General features: G+C 39.0%; 13 protein-coding genes and 1 pseudogene. 5 read left to right on the top strand and 9 right to left on the bottom strand.

Annotated elements, in window-relative coordinates; all coding sequences use genetic code 11:
- Positions 1-78: 78 nt before the first annotated feature.
- A complete protein-coding gene (gene mrdA, locus C9J42_RS15465) occupies positions 79-2,064 on the bottom strand; it encodes a penicillin-binding protein 2 (RefSeq protein ID WP_107206884.1) in 1,986 nt (661 codons plus the stop codon).
- 219 nt (positions 2,065-2,283) lie between these two features.
- Here mrdA and C9J42_RS15470 point away from each other — a divergent pair, with 219 nt between their 5' ends.
- On the top strand, positions 2,284-2,907 hold the full coding sequence (locus C9J42_RS15470; protein ID WP_107247273.1) for a PolC-type DNA polymerase III: 624 nt from the start codon (positions 2,284-2,286) through the stop codon (positions 2,905-2,907).
- Between the two features lie 78 nt (positions 2,908-2,985).
- Positions 2,986-4,044: an endonuclease/exonuclease/phosphatase family protein gene (locus C9J42_RS15475; protein ID WP_107292219.1), complete on the top strand. Its 1,059-nt coding sequence runs from the start codon at positions 2,986-2,988 to the stop codon at positions 4,042-4,044.
- A 136-nt stretch (positions 4,045-4,180) separates the two neighbouring features.
- Here the strand turns inward: C9J42_RS15475 and C9J42_RS15480 are convergent, their stop codons facing one another.
- The gene (locus C9J42_RS15480) at positions 4,181-5,674 is read right to left on the bottom strand and encodes a DEAD/DEAH box helicase (protein ID WP_107206881.1); all 1,494 of its coding nucleotides are present in this window, start codon (positions 5,672-5,674) and stop codon (positions 4,181-4,183) included.
- A gap of 147 nt (positions 5,675-5,821) precedes the next feature.
- Entirely contained in the window at positions 5,822-6,028 is a 207-nt protein-coding gene (locus C9J42_RS15485; protein ID WP_039871979.1) for a DUF2986 domain-containing protein, read from the bottom strand.
- A 177-nt stretch (positions 6,029-6,205) separates the two neighbouring features.
- On the opposite strand from C9J42_RS15485, the gene C9J42_RS15490 reads away from it, so the two are divergent.
- On the top strand, positions 6,206-6,823 hold the full coding sequence (locus tag C9J42_RS15490) for a DJ-1/PfpI family protein (protein ID WP_107302131.1): 618 nt from the start codon (positions 6,206-6,208) through the stop codon (positions 6,821-6,823).
- Between the two features lie 4 nt (positions 6,824-6,827).
- Here the strand turns inward: C9J42_RS15490 and C9J42_RS15495 are convergent, their stop codons facing one another.
- The 5 genes and pseudogenes from C9J42_RS15495 to C9J42_RS15515 form a co-directional block, all read right to left on the bottom strand.
- Positions 6,828-7,175: a DUF1840 domain-containing protein gene (locus C9J42_RS15495; RefSeq protein ID WP_107206879.1), complete on the bottom strand. Its 348-nt coding sequence runs from the start codon at positions 7,173-7,175 to the stop codon at positions 6,828-6,830.
- Positions 7,176-7,225: 50 nt separating this feature from the next.
- Complete coding sequence (locus tag C9J42_RS15500; RefSeq protein ID WP_107292217.1) at positions 7,226-7,819, bottom strand: rhomboid family intramembrane serine protease; 594 nt, start codon at positions 7,817-7,819, stop codon at positions 7,226-7,228.
- A 219-nt stretch (positions 7,820-8,038) separates the two neighbouring features.
- Positions 8,039-9,517: an aerolysin family beta-barrel pore-forming toxin gene (locus tag C9J42_RS15505; protein WP_107206877.1), complete on the bottom strand. Its 1,479-nt coding sequence runs from the start codon at positions 9,515-9,517 to the stop codon at positions 8,039-8,041.
- 475 nt (positions 9,518-9,992) lie between these two features.
- Positions 9,993-10,286: pseudogene (locus C9J42_RS21740) on the bottom strand (transcriptional regulator); the annotation flags it as partial.
- A gap of 452 nt (positions 10,287-10,738) precedes the next feature.
- Complete coding sequence (locus C9J42_RS15515; RefSeq protein WP_107206875.1) at positions 10,739-11,212, bottom strand: hypothetical protein; 474 nt, start codon at positions 11,210-11,212, stop codon at positions 10,739-10,741.
- A gap of 278 nt (positions 11,213-11,490) precedes the next feature.
- Here C9J42_RS15515 and C9J42_RS15520 point away from each other — a divergent pair, with 278 nt between their 5' ends.
- Positions 11,491-11,679 (top strand): hypothetical protein, encoded by a 189-nt coding sequence (locus C9J42_RS15520; protein WP_045082326.1) that lies wholly within the window; start codon positions 11,491-11,493, stop codon positions 11,677-11,679.
- A gap of 95 nt (positions 11,680-11,774) precedes the next feature.
- On the opposite strand, the gene aroG is transcribed toward C9J42_RS15520, so the two are convergent.
- On the bottom strand, positions 11,775-12,827 hold the full coding sequence (gene aroG, locus C9J42_RS15525; RefSeq protein ID WP_107206874.1) for a 3-deoxy-7-phosphoheptulonate synthase AroG: 1,053 nt from the start codon (positions 12,825-12,827) through the stop codon (positions 11,775-11,777).
- A gap of 451 nt (positions 12,828-13,278) precedes the next feature.
- Here aroG and C9J42_RS15530 point away from each other — a divergent pair, with 451 nt between their 5' ends.
- Entirely contained in the window at positions 13,279-14,019 is a 741-nt protein-coding gene (locus tag C9J42_RS15530; RefSeq protein WP_369917496.1) for an amino acid ABC transporter ATP-binding protein, read from the top strand.

A 14,019-nucleotide genomic window follows, 5' to 3' on the forward strand; every position in this document is an offset into this window, starting at 1 on the left:
AAAAATCACATCGCTAAAAAGTAAAAAAGGCCACTGACGTGACCTTTTCGTATTTTAATCAATGTGCGTTTATCGTCACTAGCTGGCCTTTATCTCAGCCGTTTTCGACACATCTACAGGCGTTTCAGCCTTCGTTTTATCACTCTTCGCCTGCTTCTGTACGGCGGGATCTAGGGTCGGTTTGACTAACACGTAATCCATGATTTTACGAGCAAGTGGTGCGGCGTTACGTCCCCATCCACCGTGTTCTAAAATAACGGATACCAGTACTTTAGGATCATGTAACGGTGCATAGCCGGTAAACAATGCATGGTCACGTAAATGCTCCGCAACTTCATTCGCATCGTAATTTTGAGTATCAGACATGGTATAGACCTGACTGGTACCAGTTTTACCAGCGGCTTCATACGCTAAGTTTTTAAACTCTTTACGTGCCGTCCCTTTCGTCGTCACTAAGTGCATGCCTTCTTGTGCAATTTTCCAATCTTTTAATGGCACAGGCTCGACTTTTGGAAAGTCTTTAAATTTAACAATATCTTCTTTCTTGCCATCAAGAATCGCATATAGCAAGTGAGGGCGATGAACGACACCAGAATTTGCCACAACCGAGGTTGCTTTGGCTATTTGCATCGGTGTTGCTGTCCAGTAGCCCTGACCTATACCAATAGGGATGGTGTCACCTTGGTACCAAGGTTGTTTGGTATGTGCGAGCTTCCATTGGCGAGTCGGCATATTACCGGATGTTTCTTCTTTAATATCAATACCGGTGAGTTCGCCGTAACCAAATTTGTTCATCCATGTCGATAATCGGTCAATGCCCATGTCATAAGCCACTTGGTAGAAGAAAGTATCTACTGATTGTTCAATCGCTTTATATACATCAACGTTACCGTGTCCCCAACGAACATCATCACGGAATTTACGACTTTTGGAATTAGGAATTCGCCACCAACCCGGGTTATTACGTACTGTGTTAGGTGTGATAACCCCTGTCGCTAATGCCGCAACCGCAATTTGTGGTTTAACCGTTGAACCCGGAGGATATACCCCTAATGTGGTTCGGTTTACCAACGGGTGCGCAGGACTATTCAATAATTTGCTGTACTCTTTGGACGTAATACCATGCACAAACAAGTTAGGATCATAACTAGGACTTGATACCATCGCTAATACGCCGTCGTCCTGCGGGTTTAATACCACAATCGCACCACGACGAGTTTTCGTCACCATTTTACCTGTTTTGGGATCTTTGACTTCTTCCGTTAATAGCTTGTTGGCGAACAACTGTAAATTAAGATCGATCGTCAACTTAATATCTTTACCCGAAATAGGCGGAACATATTCTAAGGTACGAATAATACGACCACGGTTATTCACTTCGACTTTTTCATAACCAGATTGACCATGAAGTAAATCTTCATAGTAGCGTTCAACACCGAGCTTTCCGATCGTACGCGTGGCCTTATAGTTATTATAAATACCCTGTTCTTTTAATGACTTAATATCACGATCGTTGATTTTAGCCACATAGCCTAACGTATGTGTTAATGCTGAGCCATAAGGGTAATAGCGCTCTAAATGTGCATCAACATCAACACCTGGGTAATGAAATTCATTAACGGAAAACTCTGCAACTTGCTTTTCCGTCATCTGATCAATTAATGTCACCGGCATAAACGGACGGGTATGTTTCTTATCCTTCATAAAAGAGTCTATTTCATCATCCGTTACACCCAGTAAGGTTTTTAAACTGTCGAGTGTTTCAGTGAGGTGTGCGACTTTTTCTGGAATAATTTCTAAAGAATAGACCGGTATATTCTCTGCGAGAATAACGCCATTTCGATCGTAAATACGGCCTCGATTCGGTGCCACTGGGATAATTTTAATGCGGTTATCATTCGAACGAGCAGTATATTCGCTGTAATCTTGCACTTCTAAGTGGTACAAATTACCGATTAACACAAACGATAAAATGATAATCCCAATAAACCCTGCAAGCGCTCGACGCTTAAATAGCGACACTTCAGCTTGGTGATCACGAAATTGACTTCTTTCTTTCTTCATAGATGCTTATGAGATCTCAATGGCCATATGTGCCGTCGTTAACAAAGAATTGTACTTATACCCAATCCGTATAATGCGTGATCTCTCGCTAGAATGTAATAACTGGTTGCCTGTTTGACGATAATTTAACCTCAGTTATCGCGATATAATGTGTTTGAGGAGTTTACAAGCCCTCTACGACCATTAAAATGACCACCTTCTCTCTCTATAGGTTTTACCATGACCCTTTCTCGCTCCGCTGACAGCGTGGTTGTTCTCGATTTCGAAACGACTGGTTTATCTCCCAATCAAGGCGATCGCGCTATCGAAATTGGTGCTGTTAAATTAGTTAATGGCGAAGTTGTTGATCAATTCCAACAGCTCATGAATCCTGGTTTTCGTGTCAGTAGCTTTATTGAAGGTTACACGGGGATCAGCAATAACATGTTACGCACTGCACCACCATGTAATGAGGTAATGGATGCCTTTGCTGATTTCATTGGTGATGCCAACCTTGTGGCACATAATGCCTCTTTTGATCAGCGTTTTTTAGACGCAGAGCTGGCGGATATTGGCCGGCACTATACAGGTGCATTTGCCTGTTCAATGCTGATTGCACGACGTTTATATCAAGATGCACCGAATCATAAATTAGGCACGTTAGTGGATTACAAACACATTGAGCACAATGGTGTATTTCACCGCGCGTTAGCCGATTCTGAAATGACAGCTCGTTTATGGTTAGTCATGCTTGAAGATATTAAGCGACAATATCATCTTCACTCTGTCTCTTTTGAATTAATGATAAAACTAGCAAAAACACCAAAAGCCAAAATCGATACCTTATTTCACCGTTACGCTTAACAATAAGTCGTATATTCAACGTAACAAGTATGCTAAAACAGCTATACAGTTTTTAATAACTTCACTGAGAGTTCGATTTTGCAACAGTCAGATGCTGAACATTTCCCCCAAGTGCCTATCGCTCAGTCGGAGATCAAAATCGCAAGTTTTAATTTGTTGAATTATCTTGCTCCCCCTAATGCTTATTATGATTTTGAAAATATTTATAGCTATGAACAATGGCATAAAAAACAGCATTGGCTAACTTCGATTTTAGAAGCCCAACAACCGGATATTATTGGTTTTCAAGAAGTGTTTAGCGCAGAGGATTTGCAAGCATTATTGCGCGATATTGGCTATCCCTATTTTGCAGTCGTTGATGAACCTCAGGTAGAAGGCGATTTTATTTATCGTAGCCCCGTTGTCGCCATTGCTTCTAAATTTCCCATCACTGAAGTTATCGCTGTTGAAGCCGATAAGGAAGCGGCACAATTACTGGGCTGGACTGAGTTTTCATTTAGTCGCAAGCCACTGCGGGCGACGGTTGATATGCCTCATATTGGCGCAACAGACTGCTATGTCACTCATTTAAAATCCAAGCGTTCTCTATTTGATGATCCACTACCTGAGACAATTGCGAAATCAGGCAGTGCGCTTTCTTCTTTTCTTGGTCAACGTTTAGGGAATTGGGGTTCATCCATGCTACGGGGCACTGAAGCGGCATTACTGCAACTTGCAATGGTGAAGCGACGTGAGCAAACCAGTCATCCGATGGTGCTGTGTGGCGATTATAACGATGTTATTTCGAGTAGTTGTTTAGAAGAGTTAACGGCAAGTCGTGTTTATGGGATGTCAGAAAGTGACACTGAGCGCTTAATTAACTTCTATTGCCTTTACGATGGTTGGCAGCTTTATACTCAAGTCAATCCACAAAATGAAGAAACAACTCGCCCTTCTACCCATTACTTTAATGGCAAAGGATCGGTATTAGACTACATTCTGTTATCACAGGAGTTCAATGCGAGTTATTTAGGCTCATTATTTGAAGTTAGCCATTATCACACTGAAGATAAGCATTTGGTCAATTCAAGCTTTGATATTGACGGCTACAGTACTGATCACGCTATCCCTATTGTGACCTTATCACTGCGCTCCTAGTACAAAGCTAACTTTCGGTTCGCTGATAACGGCTTATAACCACGGTTTGCTAAAATAAGCAGATAAAAAAACGACTGATATACCGTTTTTGTAAAAGGTATTTATCAGTCGTTTTTATTTAACGTGTTAAACGTTATTACGCTGTCGCTTTTGGTGCACGACTACGCTGTGGAGAGCGACGACGACCATCTGATTTCGGCTTTTCATCGTTGAAACGACGACGAGGCTTATCACCATTTGATTGTGGTTTCGCATCTGTGTTGCGTGGCTTACGTGCAGGTCTTGCACCTTGCTCTGAACGCTTCTCGTTGTTTGTAGCATCAGTAGACTGACCCTGTGGACGACGAGAGGCAGGTTTACGCTTTGCGCCACCGTTATTATTGTTTGCGCTACGCTTTTCACCTGTCGCTGCACCTTCACGCGCCACAAACGTTTTCTGCTTTTTAGGCTTCTTCGGTTTAATTGGGCGTGTATCTAGCTTAGCTTGTGGTAATGCGTTAGTTGGCTGAAAACCTTCAATAATTTCACGATCAAACACTTGCTGTGTTAAACGCTCAATTGCAGCAAGATCTTTTGCTTCTTCTGCCGACACTAATGAAATCGCTTCACCAACACAACCGGCACGACCAGTACGACCAATACGGTGTACATAGTCTTCTGCTACGTGTGGTAAATCAAAGTTCACAACTTGTGGTAGTTGTTCAATATCTAGGCCACGAGCTGCAATATCTGTCGCAACGAGTACGCGAATATTACCAGACTTAAAGTTAGCAAGTGCCTTAGTACGCGCACCTTGGCTCTTATTACCATGGATAGCGGCCGCAGAAATTCCACGACTTTCTAAATGAGTAGCAAGTTTATTCGCACCGTGCTTGGTTTTAGTGAAAACAAGCACTTGTTTCCAATTACGCTCATTAAGTAGCTTAGTTAATAAGTTAGGTTTTTTCTTTTGATCAACAGGGCAAATCCACTGCTTCACAGTACGTGCTGTTTGGTTACGTGGGTTAACATCAATCTCTACTGGATTATTCACTAAGCCTTTTGCAAGCTCACGAATTTCATCAGAAAAGGTTGCTGAAAATAGTAAATTTTGACGCTCTTTGGGTAGTAACGCTAAAATTTTACGGATATCACGGATAAAGCCCATATCTAACATACGGTCAGCTTCATCAAGAACCAAAATTTCAACATCACGGAATTTCACAGCATTCTGGCTATGAAGATCCATTAAACGCCCTGGTGTTGCCACCAATACGTCAGCACCTTTACGCATACGCAGCATTTGTGGGTTTACTTTAACGCCACCAAAAACAACGGCAGAGCTTAAACGTAAGTTTTTACCATAAGTCGCAACACTCTCCCCTACTTGAGCGGCTAGCTCACGTGTTGGGGTTAACACAAGTGCGCGTACGTGATTTGAACGAGCAGGTCGACCATTCGCTAAACGTTCTAGCAAAGGTAAGGTAAAGCCTGCTGTTTTGCCTGTACCAGTTTGGGCCGCCGCCATTACATCTTTACCCGAAAGGATAGCTGGGATCGCTTGCTCTTGGATCGGTGATGGTTTTTCGTAGCCTTGCTTTGCAACAGCTTCAAGAATTGGGGCAGATAGGCCTAAAGAGGCAAAACTCATAGCATCTCTCTTTTATATAAAACGCCAATTTGGCGATAGTAGTGGCTAATTTAAGCCAGCTATTGAACAAACGTGCTGTTCAATGAGAATAAAACAGGGAAGGTAATGCTTACCTTCCCTGTTGAAAATTTACTGATAAATACGTAGTTATGAAACCGTTGTTTCTGTACTCATAGTTTCAGTTTCTGATGGTGAAATGGTTTCTTCGGCAGACACTTGTTGTGCTGCTTCAGCGTCTAACTTGGCACGTTCCGCTTTAGAGATGTAGCGAGGCTTATTACTTTTATGTAACTTAGCATTCGCCTTTTTCATTCTCTTTTTAAGCGTTTCGTTAATTTTCTTTTTTCTATTCATAATCGCGCCAGCTGATATTTTCATCATTTTTAAACAAGGCGCTGATTGTAATGGTTCAGCGCTGAATAACAAGCTTTATCCATCAACAGGCCTCGAAAACCATCTCAATATCGGACAAATGGTTTCAAAATCTTAGCTATGCTAATCGTTAAAAGGCATATAAAAGGTTTTATAACAATGAAAAAGCCACAAACAGTCACGCTATTTTTGTTTGATCATTTTCAACTGCTTGATGCTTTTGGACCGTTACAAATGTTCGGCTTGTTACCGGACCTTTATCACGCTCAAACAATCTCTGTTGATGGAAAAACAATCTTAAGCCAACAACATATATCGATTACACCGCAACTCAATTTTAATGATACGTTCGGCTCTGATATTTTGCTCATTCCCGGTGGCAGTGGGATTAAATCGGTAATTAACAATCCAACGGTGTTGTTTTGGTTGAAACGCATTGCGCCTAAACAAAAATTAATCTGCTCTGTTTGCACAGGCTCAGCATTATTAGCAAATGCGGGATTACTCAACTATTGCCAAGCAACAACAAATAAAAAGCAATTTCATTGGGTTAAAAAGCTTGGACATCATGTAGATTGGCAATCGTCAGCCCGATGGGTGCGAGACAGCAATATCTTTACTGCCTCAGGCTGTTCGTCAGGTTTAGACATGGCATTAGCGGTTATTGCCTACCAATTTGGTGACAATGTTGCACGAAAAGTCGCTATTGAAGCAGAATATTTGTGGCAAAACGATCCTGACGATGATCCTTTTGCTCCGCTACATATTGTTAAATAGTTTCCTATTCCCACATAACATAACTTTTTTCATTTACTGCTGATTCTAATAAGGTAATCAACGGCATAGCACGTACTGATAAAGAAATTTCTGGCTCAAATTCAGCGTCATCTAAATCGGCATCAAGCGGGTTTGGCTCTATTGCGGGATCAGCAGTAATGCCACTCTGCTTATTCTCTTGTTTAGCTTTATTAATACCATCTTTTAGGTTTGTTAGCGCTTGTGCGATATCTTCTTCTCGAATAGCACCAGGGACTGTTTCGCAAAACCCCATCATATGAATCAATTGCTGTGCGATATCACCAAACATTGTAATATCGTTACTTCCTTTACTATGAAATGTAATTAACATAACTCACCTATCCTTTTTTATTCATATAGCTATTAGACCATTATATTCTGTTAGGGTTTCTGATCGTAATGGCAATTTAATTTTCCACGGTCTTTTTTGCCAAGAAAGTAACCAATAAAGCCACCAGCGATAGCACCAAATAAATGGCTTTCAAAGCTCACCAAATAATTAAATGGGAAGACACCCCAAATCATCGAGCTAAAATAAACCAGCACTAAAAATGTAATAATTAATGACATGATACTTCTTAAGACTAAACCATAGATAAGCAAGTAGCCCCAAATGCCATAAATGATCCCACTTAATCCGACATGGTAACTGATACGTCCAAACAACCAGACACTGATACTGCCAAATAACCAGCACAACAAAATGACATTAATTAACCGAGCAACACCATTAATCCCCACCCCAAGAGCCAATAGTGTAAAAGAAGTAAGATTAAAAATTAAATGAGACCAACTGCCGTGGATAAAAGGATAAAACGCAATGTTGCTAAGATGGCTAACGTGGCGAGGTAATAAACCGTAGCTATTTAATGCGCCATTAAAACTATGATTGATAATAAAAGCAACAAACGAAATCCCCCAAAAGAATAGAATGACAAAAAAGACATCTCGCCACTTCTTTTTAAAGTCAGACATAAAAATACACCACGGATTATAAAACATTCATGTAACGTAACATTATCCCTACTATTATAGCTAACTATCTTATGTCTGATTGATAGTCTAAAAACAATACATCTCCCCATACAGACACTTAAAGCATCAAATGGATAATAAACAGATTATTTTTAACAACGATAAAGCCCGCAACACGTAGTTACGGGCAAACAGTGAATACCGCTTTATACGATGACGTTAATTTACTGCATGTACGCTCAATTCCGCATTAGTAAAACCTAATGAATTAAGTTCATCAGCATCAAAATTCGATGCGACCTCTACATTACCAGCACGTTGAGTCGTAACATTATCTTTTAATGATAGAGAACTTTTGTCTATAGGCTGCGCTTTACCAATATCCATAGTGCCAGCATATTGAGACTCGGCAGAAAAATCACCAGAGACAAAAGAATGGAAAGGACGCAAACTCATACCAAGGGCAGATTGAATATTGCCCAGTCCGATTTCATTTATCGCCCAGCTCCAATCCCACCACTGTACTTCATTTGGAATATATCGATGTTCCCATTGATAAGGAATATTCGCGGGCTTATCACTGCCACGTCCCACGGTAAACGTATAACTTCTATATGGTCGTTTTTCTGGATGTGTATGCCACGCATTACCTCCCCAGCGTAGAAATCCATTGAAATTGACGTCGTAACTTATATCTGCATTAAACTGGTAAGGGTAAGCAATAGATGAGAGATATAAATCGACGCGGACCGGTATAATTGAGTGAGGTGGCACCGTTGGTTGTGCTTCTAACGAAACTTGCTCACTGGTTGATTCGCCTTTAGATTGTGAAAAGTTTTTATTTGCCTCAATGCTAATATTTAGCCTTGTCGTTCCGACGAGTGGCCAATTGAAAGCATCTTCAGTTGTTACTCTTGCAGAAAACCCGTAATTATCAGTTTTTGACCACGTTGTTGATTCATCCAACTTTAAGCTAACGGAAATTTTCTGATCTTGATCACTGTCGTTTCTCGCTAACGCGGTAATGGTTTTTACTAGTTTTTTGTCCGACTCAGTGACATCACCATGCCAGAAACTGTCATCATCTAAACGATAGGCAAAATTATTTACTGTGATTTTAGTCTTTTCATCACACCGATAACCGGTACACGTTCCAATATCATTTCCTTGGATAACCCAGTCATCACCGATATGTTGAATGTTCATATCTTCGCCAGCGTATTGAGCATGATTGCCACCAACCCATGCATAACCCAGATAATCAGCAAGTTGGCTTAAAGGCCGAATAAAATTATCTTGGTCATGTAATAGTGCATATTGAACATCGATTTCATCACCTTCTGGTAGCTCAAGTGCAGTGTAGTTAGGGATTTCTGTGTGGTTTTCATCAGGATAACAAAAAGTGTTGGGAGGGCTAGTTCCTGCGGGTTGTTGTTTTATCAAACCTTTGTAACCCGGTCCCATAACGACCCATAGACCTTTTAGCGAGACGATTTGCCAGTCATCCATAAAAGGAAGAAGAGATTTTACATGCTCCCCAGCTTCATAATGGTCAAGAGGATGGTAGCCTGCTCGGCAAATATTTGAACCTAAGTGATCCAGTACAATTTGATCAGGGTACACCTTCTGTGCATATACACGACTTGTTAAGGTTGGAAGGACAGTAGCTAACAATATACTTATGTAGATACTTCGCATGAACAATCCTCATATATATTAATTTGATGATGCACTCAAAGTAGAGCTATGCCAGTTTTCCATATTAATAAATTTAGTAACAATGAAATTACTTGAAATTTTATGACTATAATTTTCAACATGTTATAAGTGACTTGTAATTTGATAAATCAGTCTTTTTTAAAAAACTTTATCGTAATAAACTGAATTTTGATTAAGATAATTTTTTAACGTTTAATTCCAAAATTTTGTAATTAGGATAATCGTTTAATAAACTTACCCTTGGTTTATTTATCAACGTATTCATTTCAAGATCTGTATTAATGCTATGACCTTTATTGATTGTTACAAGTAGTATGGAAATTAAAATGACAAATAAAAGAAAAGAGCAAACTAAAGGCCGATATCTCTTTCCATGATTGCTTTGCCGTGTATAGTCAGTTGAGAAATCCTTATTTTTTTCGCTTTTCTCTATCAATATTTTAGCATTAAGCACTTCATCAAATAACACGCCTTCAATTAAACGGTATCCAACTTTAGGTACTGTCACTATGGGTGATTCCTTAATACCTAACTTTATCAGTGAAAGTCTAATTTTGCTGATACTTTTCGCTAATGATGTCTCTCCAATACATTCACTGCCCCAGGCAAATTTAATAATATCTTTCTTTGGGACAACATTTGGAGAGTGTTTAAGCAAGAGATAAAGAATCTGTGAATCTCGATATCCTATTTTTAATATTTTTTTACGATTAGAAAGGGTATTTTTTATAGGGTTATATAATACCATGTTACTCCCCCGTAACTTTATCAATAAAGAGAAGATAGATGTATATTTTATAATTGATAATTAGCATATATAAATAGAGCTGAGTGTGATCCAGCTTAAACTTTATCTATCTCATTAATTTAAAGAAAGCAAAGGCATTACTAGAAATTCAGCATTTATATATTTGTAAGGGAAGATTTATAATTAGATATAATTGTTAATAAAGATGAACAGTAATGGGCAGTTAACAAGAATTAAGCCGCTTCATAATATATAGCCTGTAGATAAAATAGAGCTTATAGAAGCTATCTATTATTTAATCTAAAACAACAAACATAGTGTTCTTCCATTTATTTCTCATCGAGCCATCTCTTTAATTAGCTGTAGAGTCTACAGCTAATTTTTAATGCTTTCCTAATATCTGAAAATACACCATAGATGCATTCAACGTTATAAAGCACATCATTCAGAGATTAATAACCAAAAGCAGTCGCTACCTGTAACCAATTCTGTTGTGTTCGCTGATCGTGTTCTACTGAAGGTAAAAACTCAAGAACATGGATTATTGATGCGTTTCCGCCTGAACGACAATCCATACTATGCTGGTTTAATTCTGTATGAAACAACGGCATATTATTTTGTGTGTCCACACACCAATTGCCTACAAGTTTACCGCTGTGCTGTAAACAGTAGCTTGTTACTAGGTGTTGAAATTGTCGTTGATGATTATCGTTAGAATCACAAACGATATTTTCATAATTCGCATAGCCCAATACTGGATGATAAACCGTAATTCCCTGTTGCTGTGTTTGTGATGATTCGTAACTATCAACCGTTTCAATAAAACTTGTTGTTGACTCTAATGGTTTTGAAACGATTTCAGCTTGTATCATCAGTGGACCAAATAAAAACACACCGTACAGAACGCTTAATATCAAACTCTTCATACACACCGACCTATCGCTTATTGGTATACATAGTTTCAATCAATAACTACCCTATCACTTTATATTGTTATAGCAGATATATTTATAAACGTTTAAATTTAAAGATATTTTCCATTTTTAGATAGCGAAAACATTGTCAATAAATCTGTACATCACAAAAGCCGCTATAATTACAACATCCCTTTCAGTCATATTTATTGCCAATAAGACAACTAGGTCGTATCAATTATGATACAGTGCTCATATTGATATCACATATATTTGTTTGGAGTCGATATATGGAAGATAAAACACTCATTGCAGATACTCATGGCATTCTTGAAGCCTTCATCGAAAATGGATTACATCGTACATACCCTATTTATTGTCAATTCCCTCATTGTGAAAGCTTGATAGAAAAGCACCAATACGATGAAAGCTATGATATTGAATTTAATGATGGTTATCGCCATTACAATGAGAAATGATTTTAATTCTGGCTTTTATAAATCTAGATTGGGTATAAAAAAGATATAAAAAAACCGATGTGTAGAAACATCGGTTTTTATTAATATACAAGTTGTTACGCTTGGCGGCGCTTTTGTACATCTGACGCTAATTGACGAAGTACTTTTTCAGTATCTTCCCAACCAATACAGGCATCTGTAATACTTTGACCGTAAGTCGGTTCAACACCATCAACAATATCCTGACGACCTTCAACAAGGTGACTTTCAATCATCACACCAAAGATAGATTTGTTACCACTCGCAATTTGCTCACCAACATCTTGTGATACTAGCGGCTGACGATCAAATTTTTTCAAGCTATTTGCATGACTAAAATCGATCATCACTTTAGAACGGTGACCAGCACCTTCAAGTTGATCTGTCACTGCTTTAACGTGCTCAGCACTATAATTTGGCTCTTTACCACCACGAAGGATAATATGGCAATCTTCATTGCCTGCCGTTGATACAATCGCAGAGTGACCGTATTTAGTCACAGATAAAAAGTGGTGAGGCGCACTTGCCGAACCTATCGCATCTGTTGCAATTTTGATATTGCCATCTGTGCCGTTTTTAAAACCTACTGGGCATGACAAACCTGACGCAAGTTCACGGTGAACCTGAGATTCTGTTGTACGCGCACCAATTGCTCCCCAACTGATCAAATCTCCCATGTACTGAGGTGTGATCATGTCAAGGAATTCGCCTGCTGTTGGGAGGCCTAATTCAGCTAAATCAAGAAGTAGTTTACGACCAATGCGTAAGCCATCATTTAATTGGAAGCTGTTATCCATGTAAGGGTCATTAATCAACCCTTTCCAACCTACAGTTGTACGCGGTTTTTCAAAATAAACGCGCATAACAATTTCTAAATCAGCGTTAAGCTCATCACGTAGTGTTTTTAGCTTTTTACCGTACTCTATTGCTGCATCAGTATCATGTATAGAACAAGGTCCAACAATCACAAGAAGACGGTCATCTTCGTCATTTAAGATATTATGAATGGCATTTCGAGCTTGATATACTGTTTCTGAAGCTGTTTCTGAAGCTGAAAATTTTTCCAGTATTGCAACTGGTGGTAATAGTTCTTTGATCTCGCTAATGCGGACATCATCTGTTTTATGCATGCTTATACTTCCCGTATCGCTACACTACGTCTATGTCGGTCAATCGATGTAGTGTACTTATCTCCAAATAGTCATTTCTTAACTTATCGCCTTAACCCCTTTTGTGCAATGGGTTATGGCTGTAAAGTCGACATTTTTTAACCATTTCACTTCATTAATCGTAATAATACGTATTATGTGCCATAACAAAATAATTACACCCACCCTAATTACCTCACAAAGCAAATACTTTTATGATATAGATCGCTATTAAGTTGATAAATAAATGGGTAATAATCACTCACATAGACATAGATTATTTATTTAAATGATGACTTCTAAAAATTAAAAGTTCATTGTTATATAGTATTGAAATGATTAATTATTTTTAATAGGTACAAGCTATTACATCAATACATTGGTATTTATCATGTATTGTGAAAAGCTACTAATTTATGAGTCGAGGTACGTCTTGTTGGCTAAAGACGAAATAATAGCATTCCAGCATGTGAACAAATGGTATGGCGATTTCCATGCATTAAAAGACATCAACCTAACCATTCATAAAGGTGAACGGTTGGTCATTTGTGGCCCTTCCGGTTCAGGAAAATCTACGCTTATCCGCTGTATTAATGGGCTTGAGCAATATGATTCAGGCGAAATTAGAGTAAGAAATCACTTATTAGATCCTAACAACCTAAAAGCCGTTCGTGGCAAAGTTGGTATGGTCTTTCAGCACTTTAATCTTTTTCCTCATATGACGGTATTAGATAATTTAACCCTTGCTCCCCGACGCACATTGGGTATGTCAAAAACAGATGCTGAAGCGTTAGCGAATCAATATCTAGAACGTGTGCATATCGGGCATCAGGCGAATAAATACCCAGGGCAATTATCAGGAGGGCAACAACAGCGTGTAGCGATTGCTCGTTCTCTTTGTATGAAGCCTGATATTCTTTTGTTTGATGAACCCACTTCCGCGCTAGATCCTGAAATGATCCATGAAGTACTTGATGTCATGAAAGAATTAGCAGATGAAGGCATTACAATGGTATGCGTAACCCATGAGATGGGGTTTGCTCGCAAAGTAGCAGATCGGGTTGTATTTATGGATGAAGGTGAAATTGTTGAAATTGCACCGCCCGCAATTTTATTCGATCAGCCACAAAGCCTACGTACTCAGGCGTTTCTTAAAAAAATTCTAAGTTACTGA

The organism is Photobacterium sp. GB-56, assembly GCF_003026105.1.
Classification (GTDB): domain Bacteria; phylum Pseudomonadota; class Gammaproteobacteria; order Enterobacterales; family Vibrionaceae; genus Photobacterium.

What these genes read in the sequence shown, in the direction of transcription:
- C9J42_RS15485 (WP_039871979.1), bottom strand. Translation starts at nt 6,028, where the DNA reads ATGAATAGAAAAAAGAAAATTAACGAAACGCTTAAAAAGAGAATGAAA.
- C9J42_RS15470 (WP_107247273.1), top strand. Translation starts at nt 2,284, where the DNA reads ATGACCCTTTCTCGCTCCGCTGACAGCGTGGTTGTTCTCGATTTCGAA.
- C9J42_RS15490 (WP_107302131.1), top strand. Translation starts at nt 6,206, where the DNA reads ATGAAAAAGCCACAAACAGTCACGCTATTTTTGTTTGATCATTTTCAA.
- C9J42_RS15505 (WP_107206877.1), bottom strand. Translation starts at nt 9,517, where the DNA reads ATGCGAAGTATCTACATAAGTATATTGTTAGCTACTGTCCTTCCAACC.
- mrdA (WP_107206884.1), bottom strand. Translation starts at nt 2,064, where the DNA reads ATGAAGAAAGAAAGAAGTCAATTTCGTGATCACCAAGCTGAAGTGTCG.
- C9J42_RS15515 (WP_107206875.1), bottom strand. Translation starts at nt 11,212, where the DNA reads ATGAAGAGTTTGATATTAAGCGTTCTGTACGGTGTGTTTTTATTTGGT.
- C9J42_RS15520 (WP_045082326.1), top strand. Translation starts at nt 11,491, where the DNA reads ATGGAAGATAAAACACTCATTGCAGATACTCATGGCATTCTTGAAGCC.
- aroG (WP_107206874.1), bottom strand. Translation starts at nt 12,827, where the DNA reads ATGCATAAAACAGATGATGTCCGCATTAGCGAGATCAAAGAACTATTA.
- C9J42_RS15495 (WP_107206879.1), bottom strand. Translation starts at nt 7,175, where the DNA reads ATGTTAATTACATTTCATAGTAAAGGAAGTAACGATATTACAATGTTT.
- C9J42_RS15480 (WP_107206881.1), bottom strand. Translation starts at nt 5,674, where the DNA reads ATGAGTTTTGCCTCTTTAGGCCTATCTGCCCCAATTCTTGAAGCTGTT.
- C9J42_RS15500 (WP_107292217.1), bottom strand. Translation starts at nt 7,819, where the DNA reads ATGTCTGACTTTAAAAAGAAGTGGCGAGATGTCTTTTTTGTCATTCTA.